Origin of the sequence: Helicobacter felistomachi (assembly GCF_030296895.1) — a bacterium.
In the GTDB taxonomy this organism is placed as follows: Bacteria; Campylobacterota; Campylobacteria; order Campylobacterales; family Helicobacteraceae; genus Helicobacter; species Helicobacter felistomachi.
Genome location: NZ_AP028023.1, coordinates 35,265 through 60,131 on the forward strand (window position 1 = coordinate 35,265; position 24,867 = coordinate 60,131).

Below are 24,867 nucleotides of genomic sequence, written 5' to 3' on the forward strand. Positions count from 1 at the left end.
GGGGACACCAAAACAAAAGAGTGCAAAAAAAGCCACTGCAATGCCTATCATTCTTCCATCTCCTCTATCTCGTTGAGATCGGCAAAAAGCCTTCTAAACAAAATAACTAGAATACTAAATAGGATCACAAGCCCAGTAGAGATGACAATGCCTTGAACAAGATTAACCTTGAGATAGTTGATGGTAACAAATCCAAAAGTCCCAAAGATAGCTGTAAGAAGTGCTACTATCAAAACCTTTAACACATCAATTTCAAGTTTAAGGCGTTCTTTGCGGCTCAGTGTATATCCTTTAGTTGGAGCAAGGGTAGCATAGTTAGAAATGCCATAGGGGGTCACCCTTTAATCACAATTTATCACAATTTTGAGTATGAGTGCAAGCCTAGAGCCGAAGATAGCTACAGGAAGATAGCTACAGAATATACAAACATTACAGATGACTATGCAAGGCGTTTAGATGAATTTAATGGATTTTTAGAAAGTGAGCTTTTGAAATCACAGCAAAAAGGAACACAGAAGAGTGTGGGGAAGCATAAGTGATTTTATCTTTAGTGATTGCGCGCTTGCTTTTATTCTAACAGCCCAAACTTAGATAGCTGGCTAACAAGCAAGCAATATTGATGAGCGAAAATTAGAATAAAAACTCTCATTGCCTTTGTTCCATAAAATATCTTTGTCATACAAAACGCCCCAAACACCATTTAGGCATTTCTCTCAATTCTATGTTTTGTCATACAAAACCATGTCATACAAATCATGATTTTTTGTCCTACAAACGCTTGGTATTTTGTCATACAATTGTCATACAAATTTCTATGAAGCGCCTATTTTAGGGGTTTTCTCTGTGAGAATACCTATATTTTGTCATACAAATTTGTCATACAAACTTGTAATTTTGTCCTACAAATGTCCTGCATAAAAATCTTACAAAGTGTATCTCAGGCTATAATACCCTTATGGTTATCTGCCTTTCTACTGTAAGCAAAAGTCCTACAAATGTCTAAAGCATCCAAAGACAATAAAACCCAAGCCGTGAGCGTGCGTTTTACTCTCAGTGAGTTAGAACAGCTTAAACACAAAGCACAAGAGCTTGGATTAGATGTCTCTAAGTATGTGCGCTCTTGTGCTTTAAAGCAAGGGATTAATCCAAAGCAAGGTTTAGATGAGAAGGTATTGACACAAACCCAAGAAGTACGCCCAGAACAAGAGACAAAGCATAAGAAGTTAGCTAAGAAACCCATAATATGGCAAATCCGCACATTAGTCCTAGCTATTGCTCTTATCATCATCATCGTAGCTGTAATTGTTTTTCTAATACAAGACAAGCAAAAACCACAGGTACAGATGCAAAATAGTTTGCACCCACAAGAGAGAACACACCAACAATCTAGTCATCAATCCAAGCCACAGGGGCAAAAGCAGATGAAGTTGCAGTCCTACCCTAAATCACAAGAGCAAATACAGACAGAGCAGACCCAGCCCTACCCCCAAACACAAGAACTAAAAAATCCACAAGTGCAAGACAATGCTCAAATACAGGAGCAAGCCAGCCCAAAAGAGCAAACAGCATGCCAAAAATACAAAGCAATAGAAAAGATGTGGAAAGATGAAAAAGAAAGAGAAATAGGTTGGAGGAAGAATTTAGGACCATATACGGACTGCTTGAGAGAATGGTATCAAGCTCAACCTACTGGGTCCCCCAAGGAGAATAAATCTAAGACACCTCCCTTGCAGATTACACCAGATAATCCAGATAATATAGACATTCTAAAAGACTGGGACAAGACTCCATCTACTCCATAGGTGTGTTGCACAGCACCCAAGCAAGCTTGACAATACGATCTAGTGAAATTCACACCAAAATAGCCCAAATAGGGTAAGATAGACCTAGTAAAAATGGATGAACTAGCAATGTGTTGTAGTGCATTGGCAACTTTGACAGCCTCATCAAGTCTCTCTAGCAGTCCTTAATAAAGCTGTCAAAGAGCAAGGATAAAAGAGAACGGGAGCAAGCATTGTAACAAATGGAGGCAAAAATGTTTACTGAAATAGAACAAGAATTGATTTCTCTCAAAATGAGCTACATGAATGCGATAGATCTTTTGGATAATGGTTCAATAACAGATGAAACAGAGCGTGCAGAATATGCCCAAGCCATGCAAAGGTGGCTAGAACGCATTAAAGAGATAGAGGCAGAGATGGGGGTTGGACCTGTTACTGATGAGGGGAGATTTTAGTTGTTTGGTTTGAGATGGGGATGGGGGATTCACTTTAGCCTTGGCATTTTGAGGTGGCTAAAAGGTTGTTAGCTGTAGTTTTTGGCAGTCTAACAACTTTAAAATGGTAGAAAAGTCAACCTTTTTCTGCAGTAGAAGGCTTTTGGTAAACAGTAGTAACAAGATAATTCGAACAAGATTAAAAACGATTTTAAATAATATTTAATGTATTTAATAGTGTTTTAAATATTGATTATTTGTATTTAATATATTGCATAAAATTTTTGCTAAAACATTGTAGAATGTAGCCATTAAAATGAAAGATTTATGCCTTAATGAGCGTTATCTGTAGTTTAATGTGATACATTAAGCGTTGTCGTGACTTATTACCATAGGATCATGTCCCAGTGCTATAGGCAAAATGGAGCAGCTTGAAAGCCAAATATAAGCCCGTGAATTGGAGTTTTTTTATTGGTTAAACTTAGATCGAATACAGAGTCCCTCCCCAATCATCTTAAGATGATTCATTTCGCTTAAGCTATTCAATGGAAAAATCTAAGCTAATTCTGTTTTTCTCCCAAGAAAGACTGGAGTCATATGAGAATGTGGATGAGCATTTTAATAACCTTAGACTGATTGGCAGGATCACACCAAAGTTAGCAAGTATAGAACTGATTTTACGCAACCTGCTTGACTTTGAGAAACGACAAATTTCTACTGATTGGCTTAGATATTCTACAGACGCCAAGATTTTAAATAAAATCAAAAAGCTAGAGCTCAATGGAAAGCTCACCCACACGCAACTTCTTTCAAAAATGTCTTTGGGTGAGATCATTGCAATGATAAACGAGAATGTTTATATACGGAGTAAAATTTTTAACTTACAGCATTTTGATTTTAAAAACTATGATCTGAGTAATAGAAATTATTGCACGGACACACCTAGAAAGACAAAATTTAGCAATGACAATAAGGCTGAGATTGTCATGTATCTACTTCTTAGTATCCGTAACCGCTGTTTTCACTGGGAAAATCTACTTAAAACTAGGCTTAACAAGAACAAAATATATCCACGCATCACGACTAAGTTTAGAGGCACTATGGTTGGTATTGCACCACAAAATATTGAGCTATTTCTGGATGACGTCATTAAAAGCTTTGACAACGAACTACTAGAGTTGATAGCCGGAAAGTAACCAAAGATAAAAACCAGCAAAAGGTGGGCAGAAGTCCGCCCTCGAATTCGCATCCATTTTAACACAATTTTTGCTGATTTTTATACATTAGTGGTAATAGTGAGCGAGTGGCGCGCTAAAAACCATCAAAGACAAAATTAAACGCGACCACTGGTTGATATTCCCTACAACTAGGATAGGGCAGCTTGCCAACAGTCATATGTTACATGTTTGGCAATCTACCAAAAGGACTGATATTAGAGCGAGAACTACCGCAAAATAGCCATATCATTTTAAGCAACGCTATAAGTGGTGTAAATGCTTGCTAAATACAATCTCTTTAACGCAATTTATTTTATTACTTAATCGGGCGTTTAAATGATAGTGCTTAGAGGATAGATATAGATAATTATTTAGAACTAGATACAGACATAGTCAAGGTTTTAACAGAGACTTAGAGCCCACACATTGATGATGTTTTGCGTTAAAATGCAGGCATGGAAATACAGACATCAGACGAATTTGAAAAGTGGCTAGAAAATCTAAAAGAGCTGAAGGGGCGTGGCGCGATTGTGCGTCGTTTACTGACTTTACGGGCGCAATTTTTGAGCTACGCATCCACACGGGACCGGGTTACCGCTTGTATGTGGCTAAACGGGGAGAGGTGTTGGTGATTTTGCTGTGCGGAGGCGACAAAAGCACACAACAAAAGGATATAATCAAGGCACAAAAAATCTTAAAAGAGGAGTTTTAGATGGCCTTTAAGCCATTTAGCGTGGTTAAATTTCTAAACACCGATGAAAAACGCCTATCTTTTTTAGAAGCCGTTTTAGAGGATGGCGACTTGGCAGAGCTCAAAGATGCCTTAGGAGTGATTGCAAAATCTAAGAACATCGACTTGCCCTCTTTTGAGGGAAACGCTCTTGAGTTTGCAAGAGTTTTAAAGAAATTAGGTTTTGGTTTGCAGTCTTTGAATGAGATGCAAAAGCGCAACACTGCCTAAAACACTTGATAGCTGTGGATTGCACCATACCAAAACAACATCCACAAACCTTAAAACTAGGGGTTACCTCCTTAAAGCTACAAAAGGTAGTAGCGTTTGAGTAGGTTATAAGGCGCGTAGTGGTTACGAGGCGTAGTTGGTAAGCTTGCTTTATACGCTACAGAAACGCTGTTTTTGAGCATATAAGTATGCTTCTTTAACTACAACTTAGAAAAACAAATAGTCCGCACAGCCGATATAATAGTGATTCAAACTCTCCGCGCTAGAACCTATTTGCTTCAAATGTTCCCTATATCCTAGAAGCACACCTTTATACTTCTGATAATGGTGTAGAGTTTCTAGGCTTTCTCGAGGCACATCTTTTTCTTTCGTGTAGGCATTAAAACCAAGCCCTTTTTGATCCTCACAAAAGGCGATTTGCTGCTCTAAAAGCTTAATTAGTTGCATTAAAGCTCTGTAATTGCGCTGTTGCTCCCAAAAGGGTGTTAAAAGCTCTATCCACACATGGCGTTTGTCAAAAAGTTTCTGGGTTTTGAGCTTAGTCCCTTTCTCATAAAGTTCTACTAGAGCCACACCACACAGGGTTGAGCCCGCCTTTGTCCCCTTTAATAGAGACTTTTTGCGTTGGTTGTGGTAAAACTTTTCGCCTTCATCTTCAGGGTCATCAGGGGCTAAACCTTCTAAATAATCTTCCTCACCCCCATAGATTTCGCCACTAAATTCATCATTGCCTGTTTCTTCAATGATATTTGCACGCACTTTTTGCAATGCTACAAAAAACCCATGCAATCTTCCATGCAAATCCCCCACTCCTAGTAAATAATGCCCATCCACATAGCCCTCTTTAATGGCTTGCATAATGTCTTCATAAGCTTCGTTAGCTTGATAGCGCAAGAGATTTTTTTGTTCTCGGCTGTGTAGCAGTACTAAGCTCCACACATCAGGGGCTTGACACCCAACATTTATGCGCAAGATTCCCCCCCATGCATGCATGGGCGCATCATCCTTGTTAGCCTGCTTGTTGAAAGCCTCTAAAATTTCCTCAAATTCGCTCTGTTCCCAAGCCTTAATAGAACCAAACCATCTCCCTCGATTCTCTCCCTGTTCAAAGACCCAATCTTCTATCACCACACCCTCATATTTTCTAAAAACTCCCCCACCTGCGGGTTTGCTCATTGAAAAAATACACTCTAGCCCCTCTTTTATCTCTGAACTCTTTAAGGGGGAATTATAATTAGGTTGCGGTTCTTGTTGTAATCTTTCCTGCAAGCTATCTGTGTAAGCATTTAAAGCATTATCTGCCAAATAGCTTCCATAGTAGGCCTGCAAAGAGCCTAAGTCTTTGGCCTTTTCAAAGCACACCATTGCCCCTATGGGATCAGGGGGCACGACAACCCCCAGTAAGCTCATCTTGCCTAGTTCTAGCCACGCAGAGGCATTGTTTTTATCCTTAGCCTCCATGTAGTCTTTAAAGGCTTGTTTAGTATTGTTGTCATATTGCCACAGGGGTTTAACTTTTTCTTCTGTGGCTTGGGGTTTTTCTTGAGACTTGTCTTGAGATAGACTAGCGTTTTCAAGAAAATCAGGCACGAAACTAACCGGTCCCCATTGCTTAGGGTCTTTAGCTTGGCAGGCCTGATGGAGAGCCTTCTCATAGGTCTTAGCCTGTTCTAAATCGTGGGCATATTGCGCACTCAAAGCGACATTAGGCATTTTTTTAAGCAATTCTTGTTGGGCTTGCAATAAGTCGATCAGAGGATCAAGCGCAGCATTGAAATGGCATTGCAAAGCCTTTTTAAAACAAGTAATGGCATTGTGGTTAGCCTCTAGGTTTGCACTCTTTTTTTGCTTAGCGGGTAAAGATTTGCACATTTGCGCAAACTGATCTAGATACATGTGCCCTAGCTCTAGGGCACAACGCCCACTGCCTAACTCTACGCCATCTTGGTAAGCCTCTTTGGCATTCTCGTAGGCTTTTTGATAATCCTCTTTTTTGGGCTTGCCATAAACTGTATCAATGGTCTTAAGCATGTTTAAATGCAAACGGGCATTCAAGCCATCCATAGTGGCATAAACACCATCATCAAAGAGGTCTTCAAAACAAGGTTCAATGTAGTTCTCTCTGTATTCTGTATCAACACCATATTCTTCATCTATGTGACCTTCGTAACTAAAGTGGTGTTCATGCAAACACTCCCCTTGAACCTCTTCGAGCATGACTTGCGCCTCTGCATCTGCCTCTTTAGGGTCTTTGATATAGGTTTCAAAGCTAAAAAACCTATGGGCTTGCGTGCGCTCTGATGCAGGTGCGTTTTTCACAAGGGTATCGTTCAAAGTATACATCTCGCTGCTAAAACTGTTAAGATGTCTGAGCTTTTCTAACCCCACATAGGCACATACATCGCCCAACACCAAAGCCTTTGTAAAACACTCAAACGCTTGTTGCTTTTCTTCCAAATCTAAATACAATAGTCCTAAATGGGTCAAAGCTCTGATCGAACCTAGTTCGATCGCCTTGTCAAAATAGGAATGAGCAAGATCACTAGATTTGGGTAACACGATGCCCTGAGCGGCCATTTTGCCTAACTCCAAACATGCTTCAGCATTGTGCACACTCTCTTTGGTATAGTCTGCATAGGCTTGGAGATTATCACCCTCGTAATCCCATAGGGGTCTAATGGCATCTCCCTCCTCGTATCTTCGTTTTTCTTGTGCAAGTTTTTCTTTTAAAAACTCTCGGATTTGCTCTACAGCTTTCAGGTCATCATTCTCCTGCGGGGCACTCAGGTGTTCTAATTTATCCAATTCAGCCCCTAAAGTGCTAAGAACTTCCTCTCTTTCTGCATTAGATTTTTCTTCAATTCCTGAAACACTATAACATAAACCATTCTCCAAAATAAAAAGAGATTCTCTAAGCATTTTATCGGTGTTTTCATCAAGGTCTTTTTTAGATAGCAAGTCGCGAACACTCGAACTTAGAGCTTTTAAAGAGGTCTCCACACTATCTCTGAGTTTAGAGTGCAAATCTCGATCGACTATTCCTTCTGCTTGGAGTTTTTGATAAGTGGGCTCTAGGTTTAAAAAAGCCTCTGTAATTTCTTGCAAAGCAATTTGCAAAATGGACTTAAAAGTGTCTAGGGCAAATTGTAGATTTGGGGCTTCATTGAAATTTAAAAAGCTTTCTTCCAAAGGCTTTAACACCTCATTGTCTAGGGCTTTTTTAAAAGCGGGAGTGTTGTATTTGTTGGTCTTTAAATCTTCTCTTTTGCTCCATAAAGTGCCTTGCACTTGGCGCACTTGAGCCACACCTAAACTCGCATCCACCACTTGCAACAAAGCCTGCACCTCTAAGATCAAGCCCTTGCACGCTTCTTCAAAGGGCTTTTTGATCTGCTCTTCTTGCTCCCAAGTGATGCCCTCTTGGTTTAAAAGGGCATTGCACTCTTGTAACCTCTCTTGGCATTGGATGATGCGTTGTTCCAACACCCCTTTAGCCTCTAACACTTTTTCATCGGCGTTTTTAATGCGAGCCACTGCCTCTTGAAACCCTAAGAGTTGTTTTAAACCCTCCTCATTATCTAAAGAAAAGCTATCGGCATATGCGCCTGTGTATTTATCAACCAGAGAGCGCAATGCACCCGCCCTAGAAATGCGCACTGTGTATTGGAGCATTTTTTTTAGGCTGTTTTCAAGAGAATCTAGGCTTGAACTCAATGCACACCAAGCCTTATAAGCCTCCCCATCAATATTGCCATAGCCAATGCTTTTTTTGCCCTTTGCCTTGCACTCTTCCTTGTAAAGCTGGATAAAAGTGCTGTAAGCCTCTTGGCACGCCAGCCTTTTGAGCTCTATAAAGTGTGCCCACCCCTTCAGCCTCTCTGGCTCTGTGAGTTTGGGGGATGAGGCTAACAAATCAGCCACGCCCCTAGAAAAGCCATTGAGTTTGTCTTGAAACTTTTGTCTGTCTTTTTGGTAGGTGCCTAAGTCTGGAACATCGTATTTTTCAACCATCCAATCCCGATAACACTTGTCCAAGGCTTCTTTAGTGTCCTTATCCTCAATGTTCCACCTGTATAGATTTAAAACCTCTAGGGGTTCATAATCTAAGAGATCACAGAGGACTTGGCGTTTGGCTTTAAAGACTTGCTTTTGCCGTTCTTGTTGGTCCTCAAGGGGTTTATACTGCGCCCAAAGTTCCTTAAAGGTTTTGTAATGGGACATTAGGTCTGCATAGATTTGGCATGCTTGATGGTCTTCATATGCCTGTGTAGCGATGCTTGTCTGTAATTGCGCAGCAATTTCTAAAACATTGAACATCATCTCACCCCTACTCATCTTCTTTATACCACTCAGGCAATTTTTCGAGTGCGCTACACTTTGCAAACACGTGCCACATATATTTCACATTTGACACATCCCAGTTGTCTAGGGGTTGGTTGAAGGTGGTGCAACTGTCAAACATGCATCTCATGCTCTCCACATTTGACACATCCCACTTTTCTAATGGTTGATTGAAGTTGGTGCAGTGATCAAACATACCAGCCATCTTCGTAACCTTTGATACATTCCACTTGTCTAGTGGTTGGTTGAATTTTTTGCAACCACAAAACATGTTGCGCATATCTGTAACTCCAGATATGTCCCAATTGTTTAAAGGCTGGTCAAAGTTTTCGCACCCTTCAAACATATGACTCATGTCCACTACACGTGACACATCCCACTTTTCCAAAGGCTGATTGAAGTTTTCACAATCTTTAAACATCCCGCTCATATCTGCCAAATTAGATACATCCCACTTATCTAGGGGTTGGTTGAAGGTTTCGCAACTAGAGAACATCTCACTCATATTCTCAACCCTAGACACATCCCAACTCTCTAAAGATTGGTTGAAGTTGGTGCAACCATAAAACATCCTACCCATGTTTGTGGTATTTGACACATCCCAGTTATCCAAGGGCTGATTGAAGTTGGTGCACTCATAGAACATGTCCCGCATGTTTGTGGTATTTGACACATCCCAGTTATCCAAGGGCTGGTTGAAGTTGGAGCACCCTTTAAACATCTCACGCATATCTGTCACATTAGAGACATTCCACTTCTCTAAGGGGCTGATTGAAGTTGGTGCAACTAGAAAACATTTCCTTTACATTCGTGACTTTTGACACATTCCAGCTCTCCAAAGGTTGATTGAAGTTTTTGCAATCACGAAACATGCAGTGCATATTCGTAACCCCAGATACATCCCAGCTTGAAATGTCGTGGTTGAAATGTTTTGCACCATCAAATATTGCTGCCATATTTTTGACATGACTCACATCCCAAGTTTCTAAGCCTTCAAAATTTTGACGTGGACTTTGATAAAACACCCATTGCATATCCTCCACTGCACTCACATCAATCTCTCCTAAATGCACTTTTTCATCTTTGACAAGCTCTATGAGCTCTTCTCTTGTCTTGGGAAAATAGCGTTTTTGTGTGGTTGCCATTGTTTATCCTTTTTTTAAAATTTTGTGGGCGGATAGCTTGTGGCTATCCTAAAGGCGTGCCCTAGTTAGGGCTTGAAATAGGGGTTCAGCCTACATGAAAACCTGTTTGGTGTCCTTTTTCGTCATAGGTATAGACCCCACCACTCCTTTTAAGGGTTACAGAAGTTGCCGTAAATCCTACAAGCACATCTGTCGAACTCACGGTTCTTTGGAACAATTGTTTGCCTTTTTCATCCCGTACATGGAGTGCGCCACTTCTAATTTCCGCTGATCCAATCGCCATCGTTTTTCCTTTTTTAATTTAAGCTTTGTTTCATTTCTCACACACAACCAAAACCCCTAGCTCTTAAGAGCTAGCCTTATTAAGGCAGCACAGACATAACCACTCCTTTCTATGGGTTAGCTCTCTTGTGGCTCTAGTTTTAAAATCTCCACCTTGATGTATTCTTCTAAGCTCTTAGGGCTTAGGACACTGTCAAAGGCCTGGAAGTTTGTTTGTTCGCTCATATTTGCCTTAATCGCTCCGTGGTAAAGACTCAAGGCTTTTAAAAACTCTTGAAAATCAGGAGAGTTTTTAGACAACTCGCCTAGCATCGTGTGGTCTAAATTGTCTTTAAACCTTGCATTTAAGAGCACCTGACTTTTTTTCAAGTCCTCAGTGTTTAACACAATCACACCTATGCCAAAGCTTGCGTGCAATCGTTTGAGCAAATCCATTAAATCGTTGTCCCCAGTGTTTAGCTTTTCAGCCACTAAATAACCCTCGTTGGCCCAAGAGCTGTTGCTGATGGCTTGGAAGTAATGTTCTCTACAGTTGCTTAAATCCACTTGCTTTTTGAGTTCAAAAGAAAAGAGTTTCAAGGGCAAAATATCAAAGTTCTCCACAAACTCACGCAAAGCCGGATCGAAGTTCTTATACGCAAAACTTGCCCCTACCATATCTGGATAAAGCCAAGAGTTTTTGCCCTGTTTGGCTTTGAGCGCACTTTCGTGTTTAATGGTCTTGGTGTGTGCACCCCATTTGTGTTGGACAAAGTAGGCTAGTAGAGGGTGCAATGTGCGTTCGTGATGGGTTTCTGTTTTATGAGAAGCTGAGGAGCTTAGTTGGGTTGTGCTCTCAACTACATTGTCCGCATATTCTTTAAGGGCAATGCTGATGGGTTTGCCCTCCACTTGCACAAAGGGCACTTCCTCCCCATTTTTTAAAGCCTTATACGCAGGGAAGTAAGTCAAATGCTCGGCTGTGCTAAACATTTTGTCGATCTTGTGTGCTTTATGGAGTTCTTGCGCCCTTGTGTAAAGATCGTAAATCGACACAGGGGCTTTGGCTTCTTTGAGCACAGCTAGGACAATTTCTAGGTAGTCTTGTTTCATAGGTTTTCCTTAGAAAAGTAGACATTTGTTGTAGTTTTTGTAATACTGACTCAGTTGTTGTGCGCTTTCTTGTCCACCCAATAGTTTATGGTAATCCTTGCGCTCTTTTAGGCATTGTTTGTAATACCCAAAAGTTTCCAAATCGGCTTTTACGATGTCCTTTTGTTTAAGGCTAGAATCAAAACCCTTGCTCTCCTCACAAAAAGCAATTTGCGCCTCTAAAAGTTCTAAAAGTTTGCTTAAAACACGGTGGTGTCGTTGCTCTTGCCAAAAAGGTTTTAACAGTGCGATCCACTCGCAGCGTTTAGCAAGAAGTGCGCTGGGCTCTATATCCTTACCTTCCTTGCTTTGACGCTCAATCTCTTGTTGCTGGATTTTCACCCAAGCCACAGCACACAAGCAATCTCCAAACTCTAAGCCCTTTTGTAGGCTCTCTTTGATCTTGCTGTTATAAAACTTTGTGCGCTCCTCTTCCTCATACCAAATCCGCCAATCCTCAGGCACTAACCCCTCTACATACTCATCCTCACAACTATTCCCCTGATCACTGCTGCACACGCTATCCATCGAATCATAAAACCCATATAAGCCCAAGAGCGCCTCGTTTTCGTTTAAAATCTTAGAGCGATCTTCATACAGCAACTCTTCGCCCCCCAAGAAATAATACGCCTGTATGTAGCCCCCTTTAATCGCCTTTTGCATCGCATCATAAGCCCGATTAGAGTATAGGCGTAAGCGGTCATCGTGCTCATAGCTTTCCTCCAAATACCAATAGGGACTTTCTTCTAGACTGCCCGCATTAATCATATAAAGTCCCAGCCATGCACTCGCCTGTGCATCTCCACTTTCTGCTTGTTTCTTTAAGGTATCTATAATTTCCTCGTAAAATTCTACTTCGCATTCTTCAAATGCAAAATCTAACCCGGCTCGACCCTCACCATTAGCAACTAGATCGGTAGAAAACGCCACAGGTTTGCTAGGCATCTTAATCCCTTCTTCCTCAAAATTTTCATTGATCAAGTTTTGTCCTACTTTTGCCTGTTCTGAGCCTAGTTCCGTAGCCTTTTTAAAGTGCTCTAAAGCTTTATGTGGATTAGGAGCGACAAAAACCCCCTGCAAATACATTTTACCCAGCTCTAGCCACGCAATAGGGTCATTTTGTTCTAGGGCTTTGGTATAGTCCTCAAAGGCTTGTTTGGTGTTTCTACCATATTGCCATAGAGGTTTTGTAGTGCTTGACTTGGGTTTAGGTTTGGCTGTGTCTAAAGCGGTGTTTGCAAAAAAGGCTGGGGAGAAACTAAAGTCTATAGGAGTTAATGTCTCTTTCTTATTTCTAGTCAAAGCACCCTCTAATGCCTTAGCAAAGGCTTTAGCTTCTTTTAAGTCATTAGTACATTGTCCGCTAAGCGCGTCTTGGTTGTACAAGTCTTTTAGCCCCTCTTTTAAAATCTCTTGTTGTTCCTCTAGGAGTTTCATTAAGGGTACTATAGCGGTGTTGTGGTGCAAGCCTAAAGCCTTTTTAAAGTAACCAATTGCCTCATAATTGGCTTCCAATTGGGTCAATCTTTCATTTTTAAATACGCCTTTTTTTTGCGCATCTTTAAAGTGTGCCAACGCTCCTTGCCCCAACTCCAGCGCACATGCACCATTACCTAAAGCCAAGCCCTCAAGGTAACCTGCCTTCTCCCTATCATCGCACTCTTGCGCTTCATCCTTAGAGAGTCTTCCAAAGACTTTTAAAATCGCCGAGCGCACACCTGCCCCAAGCCTAGCCTCTAAAGCGCACGCCCGTGCATAGCCTGATAGGGTGTTTCCATAAGGGTTAATCTCAAATTTCCAACGCGCTTTCATCTCCTCATAGGCAGGAACGATTTTTGCCTCTGCGAAACACTCATCCACATAACCCTCTTCAGCGACATAGTCCCTGTATTTGAAATGGTGTTGATACAAACACTCTGCACTCACACACGCTAGTAAAAAGCGAGCGCGAGCATCTAAACTTTGTGAGTCATACACCCCTTTTTCAAACTCTAAATAATCCAACCCTAAAGCGTGGTTCTTAGAACACAGGGCATCGTTAAACGCCTGCATTTCCTCTCTTAACCCCTCGCCAATTTTTCTCTCCTTGCAAAGGTGTGCGATTTTCTCCATCCCTACATAAGCGACCACATCGCCCAAGATTAAAGCCTGTTTGAGATAGCCCCAAGCCTCCCTAGTGTCCTGCTCTGTGATCTCTGCCCTGTTCAAGTAAGATAAGCCCAATTCAGTAACTGCCCGAATTGAGCCTAACTCAATGGCTTTTTTAAAATACTCCCTAGCATGTTCTAAAGAGTAGGGCAAGACCACGCCTTGCAATGCCATTTTGCCCAGCTCTAAAAAGCCTTCTGCATTGTCTTGTTCTGTGGCTTTAAGATAATCTTTGTAGGCCGACAGATTGTCGCCTTGATAAAACCAAAGAGGTTTGATTAGATCTATGTAGGGCGTGCTGGCTTTAAGAATTGCCATCGCTTTATCTAAGCGGGGCAACTCATCATCTAATATTCCTAACAATTCTAAAATGCCTTTAGCAAAGGCTCTTTGTAAGGTTTGCCGTGCCTCCTCTAAATCTTTACCCTCAAACTTTTCTTCTTTTTGTTCTCGGCTTTTGTTGTAGGTATCTTTTTTAAGCTCGAGTTTTTGCTTAAAATCCTCCAAGTGTTTAAAGCTGGATTGAAAGCCCTGTGCGATCAAACATTCTTCAGGGTCTAGGCGTTTTAAGAGAGCCTTTATGGTGTCTTTAGTGCTCTCAAGAGTTTTTTCTAAAGACTTAGTGTCGTAAGGTTCTAGTTTTTTATCTGTGTTTGCCTTTTCTTTGAGTGCTTGCACAGCTTCTTTTAGTTCTTTCAAACACACTTTGAGATTTAAAAAATCTTCACACAGAACACTTCGTTCTTGCTCTTTGGCGTGTTTGTCTTTTAAAAACTCTTGGATTTTATCCGCATCTATGGAGACTTTGGCTTCTTTGCCCTCTTGCTTAGCAATGAGAGTGTCGGCAATTTCTAGGGTGTTCATACAACCCCCTAACCTGCAAAGCTAGCCAAGCTAGCCCCACAGACAACTAAAATAACAACACTAGAGAGAGTTACCCCCCCCCCCCGCACAGCGCAAGTAGAGCTAGGCATAGATTTCCTTTTTTTAGAAAAATAAAAAGGCTATTGTAGCAGATTTAAATGAATTGTGGGCTTGTTTGTAAAATCACAAAGAGAAACTTAGATACTCTTACTAGTCATGAAAGACAACATCAGTATAGAGACCCTTTACGCACAAGTGCAAGCTTTTAAAAGCGATGTGAGAAATCTCATATCTTTAGAGCGGCTTATATCCTATGGAAATGACATTGCCAAACACAACGCTAGTTTGGAGTTCAATGCTAGACTCACTCCAAAGATCGCCCAGGCAGAGATTTATCTAAGAAACATTGTGGATTTTTGCATGCAGTTAGTGGTTGGTAGTCCAGCTTGGATTGTAGATGCGCCTTACCTAAGCAGAGAGATAGAGAAGATCAACAAGCGTGTGAGCCGGGACAGACTCATTCGAGAGCATGTGGCTTATATACAAAGGACCGATGTAAAAGCCTACAATTCTTACTTGTTATCCAATTTGACACTAGGGTCTATTGTGGTTGTCATCAAACAGAACCATTTGCAAAATCTGATTTTTGACTTTAGAAAGCATAGGTTAGATTTTAGAGATTTCTGCCATCTCAATAAAAAATAGATTTAAAGCTGCCTAACTATTATAAGGTTAACATTATTGCTTATCCTAGACTTTCTATCTATGCCCCAAGTGATAGAACAAGCCACTCTAAACGGATTATAAGCCTTGCATACGAGAAGATTGAATACTTTTTGGAGTTTTTATTGCAACATCTAATAAACACTTAGAATGTCGGTTTTTAGGTTGGTCAGACCGAGTATGAAACAAGGGATACTAGGGAGATTGAAGAAACCAGAAACAATAATAGAAAAGAAACCCTCAAAGAGAACCGGGGGAGCCCCCCGATTTAATTTCGCACATATTATGCACACGAAACTCGTAGAAAATATCTTAATTCGATACAAGCTTTTGCTGTTGTGTAGCATGCTAGTCTTTTCTATCTACAATCCACCACAACCGCTTCTACCCGCAAAACCATAGTCTGGAACTCCCAACCCCTAACCTTGCGCTCTACGACCCTTTAAAGGCTCTTTAAACGCTATGTGCGTGATTTAGGTCTTGTCTCCCCACTCATCCAAAACCATTTGACAACCCAAGTAGAAATTCAGTGGCGTTTTCAGTGGCGTTTATAAACTTTGCGTTTGATTTTATGTGTTTGTACCGCACGCTGGCGCAATTCAAACCCTAAGCTTTTCATGGCAGACAAAAACTCAATAACCTCCCCTTTAAACTCAGGCAATGTGATGCCCTTAGATTCTGCAAGGATTTTCAAAGTATCTTTGAGTTCTGTTGCATTCCCCTCTTCTAAGACGACATTCAGGTAAGCCAAACGCCTTGTGTCTGTGTTTAAAGTTTTTGAAATACTAAAAGGTTCAAAAGCCATATTCAGAACTCCTCTTCTAAAATTTTTTGTGCCTTGATTATATCCTTTTGTTGCGTGCTTTTATCGCCTCCACAAAGCAAAATCACCAGTTTTGTCCCTTGTTTGGAATATACAAGTCATAACCGGGTCCCGTGTGGACACGCAATTCAAAGATGGTTTCTTGGATGTGTTTATAATCGCCCAAATCCCCATCTTCCAAACGCTTGATCCGGTATGAGATTTTGGCACGAGCTATTTCATCTCTCAGCTTGTTGAGCCACTTTTTAAAAACCTTTGAAGTCTGTATCTCCATATCCCATTTTAACCTAAGAACCTCTATTTTAGGGATTCATAGCTCTTGCATATGGACTGAAAGCAATAGGATTTTACTGACAAATTGCAGGACATTGTTTTGGGCATTTTGTCAGGGCAAGCTTTTTAGAGTTTTGCTATTTGTGTTTTATGCTGTTTCCTTGCGTTTTAAAGGCTCTACAAGCGCAACAATACCATTAACCCATCTTCTTCCCAACCCCTCAACACTCCAAGGGTGTTATATAGCCTTTTAACGCCAATTCTCGTTTTAAACCAAAAGCCCCCTTTACTGCAATGACACTATAAAGTCACAAAACAAATTCATCTCTCACTTCAAAACCCTCTCTTGGGGGTTTGGGGGCTTGCCCCCAAGAGCAATATAGATGCCAAGCGTCAGCTTGGCTTACCTTTGTGTGTGCTTTGTGTTGTTTTGTCTTTTTGTATGAATAAATTGCAGATGAGTTTTTAGAGCTTAAAAGCTTAAGTCCACTTTTTGTAGTTTTTCTTATTAAGTCTTTCGATATTGATGACACAATCTAGCAAGACATTATAGAACACGGACGCATGATATACGGGCGCGGTTTTTGAAAAAGTTTTTGTATTTAGTTTTTATGATTTAGAGATAATGTATATTCATCATGGACAAATTGCGTGTTTAATATGGACAAATTGCGTGTTTAACATGGACAAATTGCGTTAAAACTGGGGTTTAACATGGACAAATTACGTTATCCTTGACAAATATCTTAAAATGTCATTATAATCATTAAAAGTTGACCATTAATCTTAAGTAAAAAAATGTCAAACAAGTGGTTTCATCTATAAATTCTGCAAAGGGGTGAAGTGGACAAAAACAACCCTGTTTATAAACAAATGAAGTCCTTAAAAGAGGATTTAGACACCACTATTGTGTTAGAAGCCCAAAATAACGATCCCGCTTTGCGCGTCAACCTAGCCATAGAAAAGGCAAAAATCATTAAAGAGATAGCCCGATTGGTCTTGTCTAAGGAGTGGGACAGCAATGATACAGGTGGCATCAACATTTCACAAAACGCCATTAGCAATGTTAAACATTTCATGGAGATTATCACCTATTCAGAAAACAAGCTAAAAACCACTACCCGTGCTATTTTGAGGAAGGGGTTAGAGGCGAGCATTAAAGATGGTCTGCAGGGCTTGGAAAGCACTTTAACCACTTGGATGGAATCGATAGATCCCAAGGACAAACCACAGGACTTAGCTTCTATCGCAGAACTTTCACAATTAACTGCCAACCAACAACCCTCATCGCAACCCTCACAAGAGATTATACAGCCACGCCCCCAAGAACCTCCCCAAGAGGTCACTAATGAACCATCACAACAAGAACCCCAAAAAGACCTAGCGCCTATCTCTAAAAAACCCACAGAAATAGAGGTGCAAGGCTTAGTCCCCATGGATGATACTCCCATAAAAACCCCCGTTCTGGCCAAAAATTTAAGCATCGCTAATCGGGGACAAATCATCATCCACAACAATTTTTACAAGGTTAATCTAGGCACATTAGGCGAGCTTGAAAACAATTTATTTTTTAGTCTGTGCAACCGCTTAAAAGACAAACAAGACACGATTATCCGTTTCAGTCCCCAAGAGTTAAAAGCTTTAGCAGGCGACCCGTATATGCCTAATAAAAGACTTTATAAACTAACTATTGACCTTTTTAACAACATAGCTGGAGCGAATTTTGATCTCATCAAAATGCTTGAAGATGAAAAAATGCAAAGAAGTAAGGTCATGTTTTTTAGAAAATTTGAGGTGCAATATGACAAAAATAAAAACATTGAATACCTAGACATCCAAGTCAATGACCCCTATTTTACTTATTTGCTCAATGATTTAAAAGCGAACTTCACAAGTATGAAGCTCCAAACTTTTGTAGATTTAAGTGGTAAATATGCTAAGAATTTGTTTAGACTTTTGGAGCAATTTAAGAACGCTGCAGAGAAAGGTGTTTTTCAAGTATGTAAGTATGAGTACAATTTGGAGGGCTTTTGCGCTTTTATGGGCGTACCTAAAACCTTCAAGATAGGCGATATTGATAACCGCATATTAAAACCCACTTGCAAACAACTCACCCAAAAAACCCCCAAAAACCCCTTTGAACCCCCCTATAAAGAAGTAAAGGTCATTAAAAACAAAGCCAAGACACGGGGCGGACGGGTGCTAGGCTACACCTTTGAAGTCACTGTAAATCCCATCATGCAAGAGCTAGAAAAGGCGTATGAAAACGCCAAAAGCCTACCCCTCAAACGCTTTACAAAAAAAGACTTAAAGATTCTTGAGAGCCTAAAAGAGATGCGGGGCAAATTGAGTGTAAAAGACAAAGAAGGCAAAGATTTTACTTTTAACGATGCTATGATCGAAGACATCAAGCCTAGCCCCAAAACTAGAAAAATTTGCGTGCAGTTTCGTGTCAATGGAGTTTTAGACCCTGAAATCATGGCAGTGATTGCCCTGTATAAGAAATATACAAACTATTTTGAAGTCGATGGCAATGAATACCTAACCCTTGTGTTTGAGGACCTTGAGGATCTCAAAAGTAAATTCTTAAACACTGCCTATAAGACTAACACCACACACACAAATACCGCAAAAACACCCAAGACAACCACAAAACCCACTGCCGCTGAACCATCACATAACACACCCACTAAGAACACCCATGACTTAGAAATTTACATCTTTGAAAAACCAATTCCTGAATGTGGGAGTAAATTAGTGGTAAATTGCCAAGATGGCCATATCTACACCTTTAACAAGGTGCAGCTTGTTGCCAAAGTCAAAGATACAGAACACACAAAAGCCACACAAGAAAATTTAAAATGTGTTTTTAAAATCTTAGAACCTACAGATACAGATTTAGAGATTGCTAAAAATTATTTTCAAAACAAAAAAGATATAAACTTTTTTAAACAAAAAATCTCCACATGCACCTCCCCTGAATTTTTTATCCACACCTTCAAAACCCAAAAAGATTTTGACATGTGGATGCTGCAAAACATTTTTAGTGGTGTGTACAAATCCTCTACAACTGCAAGCTAAACCAAAACTAACACTCTAGCACCGCATAAACAATCCTAGAACAATTTTAACCTTAAATGTATTTAAGGTTTTCTCTACAAAAACCCAACTTAACTCACTTTACTGACAACACACTCTAAAATTAATGTACCTAGCATTTAAGCCCCCACGGCGTTTGAGTAGCAAATTTACCGAAGCAAACCTGTGAGCGTCCCTCCTTGTGGGGGTCGGCAAATTTGCAAATTTGCAAATTATCCAACCCCATAAAGGGGACACTCGCTAGGCTTGTTTTGGATAATTTGCCCTTGCAGGGGGCTAAGAAATGCAAAACAAAAACATATTTTAGCTAATTATGCGCTAAATACTAGAAAAATCAATACAAAGGACTTCCATGTCAAGGGATTATAGTAAGTTATCTAGGCGGGTTTTAGAGTCTTTAGAGAGCCGATTGCACAATGAAGTGATTAGACTTAGAGACAAATACCAAGACACAAAAGCCAAGCGTGAAAAAGAGCTCAATTCTTTAAAAAGCAAAACTGCGCGAGAGATTAAAGCTTTCACAGACAAAATGAATAAAGAGCTTTTAACTTTTGAAAACAAAGTGAATAGGGAATTGAACGCCATTAAAAAGGAAGGTGAGGAAAAGGCAAAAGAAAAACAAAAAGTTAATGAAGCTTTGAATAACCTCACCTACACGATAGAGCAAGAGAGTCAAAAACAAGAATCTAAGCCAACCCAAGAGATACAAAAGTCCCAAGAAGCTAAGGTAAATCCCCCACAATCTAAAGCCCAAAGTCAAGTAACCCAAACAGACACACCCCCTAAACAAATCTAGCCATGGGAGACATTGCCTCTATCAATTTTAAGCCCACAAAGCTCAGCATCCAAGAAAAACATAACGATCGCTCCGTTACGCCTAGTTATGTGCTCAAAAGTGGGGGATTAGGGTTTGCGTGCAATCGAAACGCCAAAGAGGCGAGGGTTTTAAGAGATAGCATGGTCGAACAAGCCAAGATACATTACAAACAACATTTTAACCAACCCTTTAAATCTACTAACTACCTATGGAGTGCTGTTGTCAATGTCAAGCCCACAACCACTATGCAAGAGTTAGAACATTTAGCCTTGCGCTTTAAAAAGAGATTTAAATTTCAATGCTACCAAATCGTAATCCACAGAGATGAGGGGCATGTAGATGAAGAGGGAGTAGAACACATTAACCACCACGCCCATTTGGAGTTTGTAACCTTGCACCCAATCACGGGCAAAAGCATGTACCGCAAAGAGTATATAAATTTTAAGACCGCCAGCTACATGCAAAAGCTCACAGCAAAAGTCTTACAGATGCAAAGGGGCAAACCCAAGCACAATGTCTATGACTATCAAGGCAATGTCATTATCAAAGGCTCTGGTGCAAAACGCATTGAACCTAGAGCTTATGGGCGGTTAATGGAGAAAGCACGGGCACAAGCACAGGAACAATTAGAAACCGATAAAAAAGAGTTGCAAGAGCAATACCAAGGCTATCTAAGTCCTGATAAAGTCGAGAAGCTACAACAGCAAACCAATACCGCCAAGCAAACCCTAATCAATGAGCGCAAGGCAAGACAAGATGAGATCAAAGAGTTTTGTAAAGAGTTGCGCCAAACAATGGCGGGTAAGGGCTTTAAGCGAGAACATTTTAGCCAGCTAGAGCAATGGGCTAAGCAAGCACAAGATCAGGCAATAGATTTTACTGAGTTTCAGCGTGTGGCTTTGGCTATCTTTAGCGAGCAAAACACCATGCTTGAGAATGCCCAAAAGCAGGCCACAGATACAGCAGAACAATACAAAAACTACCTAAGCCCCGAACAGGTTGCAGAACAAGCAGAACAATATAAAGACTATCTAAGTCCACAACAGGTGCAGGACAAGATAAAAACTCAATACAAGGACCACTTGAGTCCAGATCAAGTGGAAGCTAAACGCCTAGAAGATTTTAAGAATCTTTGCCTTGTGGCGGACGTAGATAGCAAAGACATCCCTCAAAAGGCTGATGGAGCTAAAGAGAGCCTTATGGCACACATTAAACAATCTAAGACAGATTTGAGTGCACTTTGTGAGCGGGCTGGTGGGGGTAATTGGCAAACACCTAAATACGCCAAAGAACACCTTGAAAAAGGCATTGATAAACTCAAAGAGCAAGCAGACAAGACCAAAACAGCTGAAACCGCTAAGGCTAGCCTAGAAACCGCCATCAGCACCGCTTACAGCGCATTGATTGAGATGCAAGACCAAGATAACAATCCCACAGCCCAAGACAAGCTCAAAGCTATAGAAACTAGGTTTCAACTAGAAAAAAATAAAACTGAAATTTTAGACATTGTCCATAAAGATTTAAACACTCTTTGCGAGAGCTTAGGCATTACTGTAGATCAAAACAGCACACTCCAAGACATGCTTAAAAGGCTCACAGAGGCGATTAGCAATATAAAACACGCACAAATGGACTCCAAAGAACCCGCAGGGCAAAATCAAGGTGGTGTTTCCCAAGACAGTGGAGCAATAACAATAGAACAAAAAGCTAAAGCTTTCTTTGAAAATTACTCCAAAGAACACAAAAACGCAATCTTACACGGCTTTGTATGTAAAGAGTGGGTGTTTTGGATGGATGATGCCAATGGTAAAGAACTAAAAGCACGCCTAGAAAAGGTAACAGATGACAAGTTAATCCAAAGTCTTAAAACTCTGTCTTTTGACGATTTAGAAACAGCAAATGACAATTTTAATGGTTTGTTACATAACTTTGGGTGCTCCGTGCAATCTATCGTTTGTATGCCTCGCTCGTGTTTGCCAAAATCCACAGAACTTACTTTTCACTTGTATGATGCGCTTGCCCCCAAAGCCCCTGAGATTGAGTTAGAGCAATTTACAGCACAGACAATGCCAAAGTCAGATTTGGAGAAAGAAACTTTAGACCTCATTGCTGAAATAAGCAAGATAGACCCTACCAAAGCCACAGAAATGGCTACAGAATATACAAACATTACAGATGACTATGCAAGGCGTTTAGATGAATTTAATGGATTTTTAGAAAGTGAGCTTTTGAAATCACAGCAAAAAGGAACACAGAAGAGTGTGGGGAAGCATAAGTGATTTTATCTTTAGTGATTGCGCGCTTGCTTTTATTCTAACAGCCCAAACTTAGATAGCTGGCTAACAAGCAAGCAATATTGATGAGCGAAAATTAGAATAAAAACTCTCATTGCCTTTGTTCCATAAAATATCTTTGTCATACAAAACGCCCCAAACACCATTTAGGCATTTCTCTCAATTCTATGTTTTGTCATACAAAACCATGTCATACAAATCATGATTTTTTGTCCTACAAACGCTTGGTATTTTGTCATACAATTGTCATACAAATTTCTATGAAGCGCCTATTTTAGGGGTTTTCTCTGTGAGAATACCTATATTTTGTCATACAAATTTGTCATACAAACTTGTAATTTTGTCCTACAAATGTCCTGCATAAAAAATCTTACAAAGTGTATCTCAGGCTATAATACCCTTATGGTTATCTGCCTTTCTACTGTAAGCAAAAGTCCTACAAATGTCTAAAGCATCCAAAGACAATAAAACCCAAGCCGTGAGCGTGCGTTTTACTCTCAGTGAGTTAGAACAGCTTAAACACAAAGCACAAGAGCTTGGATTAGATGTCTCTAAGTATGTGCGCTCTTGTGCTTTAAAGCAAGGGATTAATCCAAAGCAAGGTTTAGATGAGAAGGTATTGACACAAACCCAAGAAGTACGCCCAGAACAAGAGACAAAGCATAAGAAGTTAGCTAAGAAACCCATAATATGGCAAATCCGCACATTAGTCCTAGCTATTGCTCTTATCATCATCATCGTAGCTGTAATTGTTTTTCTAATACAAGACAAGCAAAAACCACAGGTACAGATGCAAAATAGTTTGCACCCACAAGAGAGAACACACCAACAATCTAGTCATCAATCCAAGCCACAGGGGCAAAAGCAGATGAAGTTGCAGTCCTACCCTAAATCACAAGAGCAAATACAGACAGAGCAGACCCAGCCCTACCCCCAAACACAAGAACTAAAAAATCCACAAGTGCAAGACAATGCTCAAATACAGGAGCAAGCCAGCCCAAAAGAGCAAACAGCATGCCAAAAATACAAAGCAATAGAAAAGATGTGGAAAGATGAAAAAGAAAGAGAAATAGGTTGGAGGAAGAATTTAGGACCATATACGGACTGCTTGAGAGAATGGTATCAAGCTCAACCTACCCAGTCCCCCAAAGGTAACAAATCTAAAACACTTCCATTACAGACTACACCAGATAATCCAGATAATATAGACATTCTAAAAGACTTGGACAAAACTCCACCCACTCCATAGGTGTGTCAACTTAATGCAGATATTTCTAAGCAAGTCTGGGATATTCTGAAGTAAAATGCCTAGGACATAAGGAGAAAGCATGTTAGTTGAAATTCCTGATTCTCTGGCTCAAAAACTGCAGGCTGTCTTAGGGTGCAGAGTTTAAAAGAAGCCTTAGAAGAGTTTATCTCACAAAGAGAAGTTTTAGAACCTAATCAAGAGACCCTAGAAGCAGTGCAAGAATTACAAGAGGGCAGAGGACTTAAATTTTCTCTGCAAGAGTTTGTAGGGATGGTGGATGGACTTAGACATTGAAGCTTCGAATAATTTTCATAAAGACCTTCTCTACCCTACCTTAATTGCAACAGTCATCTGTTTTCAGCACTAGCATCAATTGACACGCTTAAAGCAAAAAGCCCATCCAACAATTCTTGACTTATGAAACGCCTGTGCTTTTTGATGGCCTGGATAAAAGTACAGAGTTGTGCGTGAGAAACCAGTCCATGTTCTCTCATTGACAATAAGATGTCTACAGTGCCCACAACATCTAAACCTAGCTCTTTTGCTTTTTTCCTGCCTTTTTTCTCATCCATTAGAAGTAACTTGGTTTCAGTAGTTTGGGCTAGAACGATTGATTCACTTTCACCTAAGTCTAACCCCATATTCTGTAGTCTTATTGCCTCTCCTTCATCGGGTACATGGCAAACATGGATGAACCCACATTCTCTAATTTGTGTGGCTTCATCTTGAAATTTTTCATTGCTTGTGAGCTCGATAAACACACCTGGCGAGATAGCTATGCTGTCAAAGAGATCGCCCAACAACTCCAACGCATCCATTTTTAAGAAAGAAATTAGCGGTGTTGTATCAGAAACAGCTAGCAAAATCTTTGAGATCTTACTCAAGATTTCGCTTTTAGTAGTGCTCTCAATTTTTCTACCCCTACTTGCACTTCTTCTATGCTGTAATCGATAATGGGAATGCCATTTTCGCTGTAGATTTCCATCAAATCCCATTTCTTTATCTTCAGTATCTCTGCTGCTTTGCCGTAAGAAATGACCTGGTTTTTGATGTAGGGGTAAAGTATAAGTGCCTTTTGTAACATTTTGGTGGACTTATCTGTGCTACCAATGAGTGCGACCATTTCATTAGGTATCTGCAAACGGATAGATTTCTTATATTTCTTCATCTTACAAACCGCCCTGACCTTTTTAAAACCACGATGTCGAAATTCATAATCTTTCTTCCCAAATACCTTTCTCTTTAAAGCATCAATCGTCGTTCTCCTTATACAATGCGCAAATCC

The 24,867-nt window shown here is 40.3% G+C and carries 22 protein-coding genes and 1 pseudogene; 12 read left to right on the plus strand and 11 right to left on the minus strand.

Translation table 11 applies throughout. The features are described 5' to 3' along the window. Positions 1 to 47: 47 nt before the first annotated feature. Positions 48 to 338, minus strand: coding sequence for a hypothetical protein (locus QUE23_RS09395; protein WP_286349531.1), 291 nt, complete (start codon positions 336 to 338; stop codon positions 48 to 50). Between the two features lie 657 nt (positions 339 to 995). Between QUE23_RS09395 and QUE23_RS10245 the strand changes: the two are divergent. The 6 genes and pseudogenes from QUE23_RS10245 to QUE23_RS09420 form a co-directional block, all read left to right on the plus strand. Continuing rightward, positions 996 to 1,151, plus strand: a pseudogene (locus QUE23_RS10245) (plasmid mobilization protein); the annotation flags it as partial. A gap of 21 nt (positions 1,152 to 1,172) precedes the next feature. After that, positions 1,173 to 1,802, plus strand: a complete 630-nt coding sequence (locus QUE23_RS09400) for a hypothetical protein (RefSeq protein WP_286349532.1) — start codon at positions 1,173 to 1,175, stop codon at positions 1,800 to 1,802. 221 nt (positions 1,803 to 2,023) lie between these two features. Beyond that, positions 2,024 to 2,236 carry a hypothetical protein gene (locus tag QUE23_RS09405; RefSeq protein ID WP_286349533.1) on the plus strand — a complete coding sequence of 71 codons (213 nt, stop codon included), beginning with the start codon at positions 2,024 to 2,026 and terminating at the stop codon, positions 2,234 to 2,236. Between the two features lie 524 nt (positions 2,237 to 2,760). Next, the gene (locus QUE23_RS09410) at positions 2,761 to 3,411 is read left to right on the plus strand and encodes a hypothetical protein (RefSeq protein WP_286349534.1); all 651 of its coding nucleotides are present in this window, start codon (positions 2,761 to 2,763) and stop codon (positions 3,409 to 3,411) included. A 508-nt stretch (positions 3,412 to 3,919) separates the two neighbouring features. Further along, positions 3,920 to 4,144 carry a type II toxin-antitoxin system RelE/ParE family toxin gene (locus QUE23_RS09415; protein ID WP_286349535.1) on the plus strand — a complete coding sequence of 75 codons (225 nt, stop codon included), beginning with the start codon at positions 3,920 to 3,922 and terminating at the stop codon, positions 4,142 to 4,144. Further along, positions 4,145 to 4,393, plus strand: a complete 249-nt coding sequence (locus QUE23_RS09420) for a helix-turn-helix domain-containing transcriptional regulator (RefSeq protein WP_104707476.1) — start codon at positions 4,145 to 4,147, stop codon at positions 4,391 to 4,393. 207 nt (positions 4,394 to 4,600) lie between these two features. On the opposite strand, the gene QUE23_RS09425 is transcribed toward QUE23_RS09420, so the two are convergent. From QUE23_RS09425 to QUE23_RS09450, 6 genes are all read right to left on the minus strand, one after another. Further along, complete coding sequence (locus QUE23_RS09425; protein ID WP_286349536.1) at positions 4,601 to 8,713, minus strand: SEL1-like repeat protein; 4,113 nt, start codon at positions 8,711 to 8,713, stop codon at positions 4,601 to 4,603. A 7-nt stretch (positions 8,714 to 8,720) separates the two neighbouring features. Continuing rightward, positions 8,721 to 9,506: a BspA family leucine-rich repeat surface protein gene (locus QUE23_RS09430; protein ID WP_353622257.1), complete on the minus strand. Its 786-nt coding sequence runs from the start codon at positions 9,504 to 9,506 to the stop codon at positions 8,721 to 8,723. Continuing rightward, the gene (locus QUE23_RS09435) at positions 9,475 to 9,879 is read right to left on the minus strand and encodes a BspA family leucine-rich repeat surface protein (protein ID WP_353622253.1); all 405 of its coding nucleotides are present in this window, start codon (positions 9,877 to 9,879) and stop codon (positions 9,475 to 9,477) included. Before QUE23_RS09435 ends, QUE23_RS09430 begins: the two co-directional genes overlap by 32 nt. Positions 9,880 to 9,964: 85 nt before the next feature. Then, positions 9,965 to 10,162 carry a hypothetical protein gene (locus tag QUE23_RS09440; RefSeq protein ID WP_053825855.1) on the minus strand — a complete coding sequence of 66 codons (198 nt, stop codon included), beginning with the start codon at positions 10,160 to 10,162 and terminating at the stop codon, positions 9,965 to 9,967. Between the two features lie 116 nt (positions 10,163 to 10,278). After that, on the minus strand, positions 10,279 to 11,253 hold the full coding sequence (locus tag QUE23_RS09445; RefSeq protein ID WP_233758248.1) for an HrgA protein: 975 nt from the start codon (positions 11,251 to 11,253) through the stop codon (positions 10,279 to 10,281). Between the two features lie 9 nt (positions 11,254 to 11,262). Continuing rightward, the gene (locus tag QUE23_RS09450) at positions 11,263 to 14,304 is read right to left on the minus strand and encodes a tetratricopeptide repeat protein (RefSeq protein WP_286349484.1); all 3,042 of its coding nucleotides are present in this window, start codon (positions 14,302 to 14,304) and stop codon (positions 11,263 to 11,265) included. 216 nt (positions 14,305 to 14,520) lie between these two features. On the opposite strand from QUE23_RS09450, the gene QUE23_RS09455 reads away from it, so the two are divergent. After that, positions 14,521 to 15,009, plus strand: a complete 489-nt coding sequence (locus QUE23_RS09455; RefSeq protein WP_281769757.1) for a hypothetical protein — start codon at positions 14,521 to 14,523, stop codon at positions 15,007 to 15,009. Between the two features lie 556 nt (positions 15,010 to 15,565). Here QUE23_RS09455 and QUE23_RS09460 read toward each other — a convergent pair. Both QUE23_RS09460 and QUE23_RS09465 read right to left on the minus strand, forming a co-directional pair. Then, complete coding sequence (locus QUE23_RS09460) at positions 15,566 to 15,832, minus strand: helix-turn-helix domain-containing protein (RefSeq protein ID WP_286349485.1); 267 nt, start codon at positions 15,830 to 15,832, stop codon at positions 15,566 to 15,568. A gap of 82 nt (positions 15,833 to 15,914) precedes the next feature. Then, positions 15,915 to 16,124 carry a type II toxin-antitoxin system RelE/ParE family toxin gene (locus tag QUE23_RS09465; RefSeq protein WP_353622254.1) on the minus strand — a complete coding sequence of 70 codons (210 nt, stop codon included), beginning with the start codon at positions 16,122 to 16,124 and terminating at the stop codon, positions 15,915 to 15,917. A gap of 842 nt (positions 16,125 to 16,966) precedes the next feature. Here QUE23_RS09465 and QUE23_RS09470 point away from each other — a divergent pair. The 5 genes from QUE23_RS09470 (at position 16,967) to QUE23_RS09490 (ending at position 23,876) form a co-directional block, all read left to right on the plus strand. Next, positions 16,967 to 19,204 (plus strand): replication initiation protein, encoded by a 2,238-nt coding sequence (locus QUE23_RS09470; protein WP_286349486.1) that lies wholly within the window; start codon positions 16,967 to 16,969, stop codon positions 19,202 to 19,204. Positions 19,205 to 19,574: 370 nt separating this feature from the next. Further along, on the plus strand, positions 19,575 to 20,018 hold the full coding sequence (locus QUE23_RS09475) for a hypothetical protein (RefSeq protein ID WP_286349487.1): 444 nt from the start codon (positions 19,575 to 19,577) through the stop codon (positions 20,016 to 20,018). A gap of 2 nt (positions 20,019 to 20,020) precedes the next feature. Next, entirely contained in the window at positions 20,021 to 22,318 is a 2,298-nt protein-coding gene (locus tag QUE23_RS09480) for a hypothetical protein (RefSeq protein ID WP_286349488.1), read from the plus strand. Positions 22,319 to 22,775: 457 nt separating this feature from the next. After that, positions 22,776 to 23,582, plus strand: a complete 807-nt coding sequence (locus QUE23_RS09485; protein ID WP_434802021.1) for a plasmid mobilization protein — start codon at positions 22,776 to 22,778, stop codon at positions 23,580 to 23,582. 132 nt (positions 23,583 to 23,714) lie between these two features. Then, positions 23,715 to 23,876, plus strand: a complete 162-nt coding sequence (locus tag QUE23_RS09490) for a hypothetical protein (RefSeq protein ID WP_286349490.1) — start codon at positions 23,715 to 23,717, stop codon at positions 23,874 to 23,876. Between the two features lie 53 nt (positions 23,877 to 23,929). Here the strand turns inward: QUE23_RS09490 and QUE23_RS09495 are convergent, their stop codons facing one another. Together QUE23_RS09495 and QUE23_RS09500 are read right to left on the minus strand one after the other, a co-directional pair. Further along, positions 23,930 to 24,466, minus strand: a complete 537-nt coding sequence (locus QUE23_RS09495) for a PIN domain-containing protein (protein ID WP_104707474.1) — start codon at positions 24,464 to 24,466, stop codon at positions 23,930 to 23,932. Next, on the minus strand, positions 24,463 to 24,750 hold the full coding sequence (locus QUE23_RS09500; RefSeq protein WP_104707475.1) for a UPF0175 family protein: 288 nt from the start codon (positions 24,748 to 24,750) through the stop codon (positions 24,463 to 24,465). Before QUE23_RS09500 ends, QUE23_RS09495 begins: the two co-directional genes overlap by 4 nt. Positions 24,751 to 24,867: the final 117 nt, after the last annotated feature.